At 65.7% G+C, this 2,385-nt stretch carries 2 protein-coding genes; both read right to left on the bottom strand.

Annotated features, from left to right (window positions below; translation table 11 throughout):
• Window positions 1-816 (bottom strand): ABC transporter permease (locus EOA85_RS32900; protein ID WP_164760047.1); only part of this gene is annotated, 816 nt, incomplete at its 3' end.
• On the bottom strand, window positions 813-2,321 hold the full coding sequence (locus EOA85_RS32895; RefSeq protein WP_127212492.1) for a sugar ABC transporter ATP-binding protein: 1,509 nt from the start codon (window positions 2,319-2,321) through the stop codon (window positions 813-815). The genes EOA85_RS32900 and EOA85_RS32895, both read right to left, overlap by 4 nt.
• Window positions 2,322-2,385: the final 64 nt, after the last annotated feature.

The following is a 2,385-nucleotide window of genomic DNA, read 5'->3' as shown; positions in this document are numbered from 1 at the left end:
CATCGTGCCTTGCCCGCCGAGGAAACCGATGCCGCCGAGCACGGCGGCGGCGATGGAATTCAGCGTGAACGCCGTGCCGATGACCGGATCGCCCGAACCCGTTTGCGCGGCGACGAACAGGCCGGCGCCTGTGCAAAGCAGACCGCTGATCGCGTAGGCGGCGATCCGGGCACCGTCGACCGGCACGCCGGAGCGGTAGGCGCCGACCGGATTCTCGCCGGCAGCATAGAGGCTCAAACCAAGCGGCGTGGCGAGATAGAGCTTCCACAGAAGGACGATGAGCACCAGCAGCACGAAGGCCGCGGGCGTGTTGCCGGCAAGCAGGTCCGACAGCCACTCCGGAATGGCGCCGCCGGGTCTCGGCAGGATGAGCAGCGCAGCACCGCCGATGATGAAGGAGCCGGCGAGCGTCACCACAATCGCCGGCAACCGAAGTTTTACGACGATCAACCCGGTCGCGGCACCGATGCCGAGGCCGGTCAGCGCCACCGCAGCGGCACCGCCGGCTACGCCCAGCGGCCCAGTCATTATCGTCGCGGCGATCACCGCGCCCAGGCTGACCATTGCGCCGATGGCTAGGCTGATGCCGCCGGTAAGCATGAGGATCGCCTGGGCCATGGCGACCAGCGCCAGCGGAAACCAGCTCTGGGTGAATTTGGCGAAGCCGGAACCGGTCAAGAGGCCAGGAAAGAGGACGCCATAGGCGACGAGGAATGCCATGACCACGGCGAACAGGCCCCGCACGCCGACATTGCGGCGCAGCTGAACCGGCCAGTAGAGAGCGCCGGTTTGCCTTGAGGAGCCCACCGTACTCATGCCGCCACCTTGCGCTGTTCGGCGCCCATCGCGGCGGAAACGATCGCTTCCTCGCTCAGTGCGCCGCGCTCGAGCATGGCCACGATGTGGCCCTCCCGGACCACCGCGACGCGGTCGCAAAGGTGCACCAATTCGGGTGTGTCGGAACTGAGTAGCACGACCGCCTTGCCGGCGGCGGCGAAGTTGCGAAGCATCATATAGATTTCGCGCTTGGTCTCGACATCGACGCCGCGTGTCGGGTCATTGAGGAGAAGCACAAGCGGGTCGTGCGGCATCCATTTCGCCAGCGCGACCTTCTGCTGGTTGCCGCCCGACAGGGCCTGTGCCGGCCGGCCGAGGTCGCCCTTGATGGCAAGCTGGACGGCGAGACCTCTTGCCGTCTCACGCTCGGCACGGCGGCTGCGCAGCTTCAGCGCCGGCAGTCTTGCGAAAGCGGGCAGCATCATGTTGGTGATGATGGAATGGATCAGGTGCAGGCCTTCCCGCTTGCGGTCGGCCGGGACATAGGCGAGGCCAAGCGCGTTGGCCTTCGGCACACCGGCGGGTAGACCCGAAGCACCGTTGACGGTCGCGGATGCCGTCCTCGCCGGAATGGCACCGTAGAGGCCGAGCAGCAAATCTTCTTGCCCTTGCCCAACCAGGCCTCCGATGCCGAGCACCTCGCCCGTCCTGATGTCGAGATCGACATCGCGCATCAGGCCGGCCGAAAAATTGCGAACCGAGATGGCGCTGGCAGCCGATGCCGAAGGCTGCCAATGCGGAAAGAGGTCGCCGGGGTCGCGGCCGACCATCAGCCGTACCAGTCCGCTGGCGTCGGTTCCTTCCAGCGTGCGGTCCGCCGTGCAGGTGCCATCCTTCAGGACAGTGACATGCTGGCACAGCGCCATGACTTCGTTCAGCCGGTGCGAAATGTAGAGAATAGCGATGCCCTCGCCGCGCAGCCTCTCCAGCAACTCCGTCAGGACTTTCGTTTCGGTTGCCGAAAGCGACGAAGTGGGTTCGTCGAGAATGAGCACGCGCGGCCGGCGGTAAAGCGCCTTGGCTATCTCCACCATCTGCCGGCGGCCAAGCGTCAAATGTCCGACCGGTATCGAGAGCGGTTCGTGAAGCCCGACAAGATCGCATGCTGCCCTGGCCCGCCCGGCGAGTTCGGGATAGTCGAGCAAACCGAACCGGCGCGGATAAGCGCCAAGGCCGATGTTCTCGGCAATGGAGAGGCTGGCCGTCAGGCTGAGTTCCTGCTGGACAACCGCGATCCCAGCCTGTTGCGCATAGGCGGGAGTCATGCGCGACACCGGGCGCCCATCGACCTCGATCGCCCCCCCGTCCGGGCGCAAGGCACCGGACAAGAGGTTGATCAGCGTCGACTTTCCGGCGCCGTTCTCGCCGAGCAGCGCATGCACGCGTCCCGGCTGGAGAGCGATGGACACGTCGCGCAGGACGGGGTTGCCGAAGAAGGACTTCGACACCCCCCGCGCGGCAAGAAGCGGAGCCGTGGCCACCAATTTCTGCGACCTTTCAGGCTTATTGTTCAGCCAGCAGCTTCTTGAACAGTTCCTCGTCGTAGGG

This window comes from Mesorhizobium sp. M5C.F.Ca.IN.020.29.1.1, assembly GCF_003997375.1.
Taxonomy (GTDB): Bacteria; Pseudomonadota; Alphaproteobacteria; order Rhizobiales; family Rhizobiaceae; genus Mesorhizobium; species Mesorhizobium wenxiniae.
This window is presented reverse-complemented; position numbering and strand designations above follow the sequence as displayed.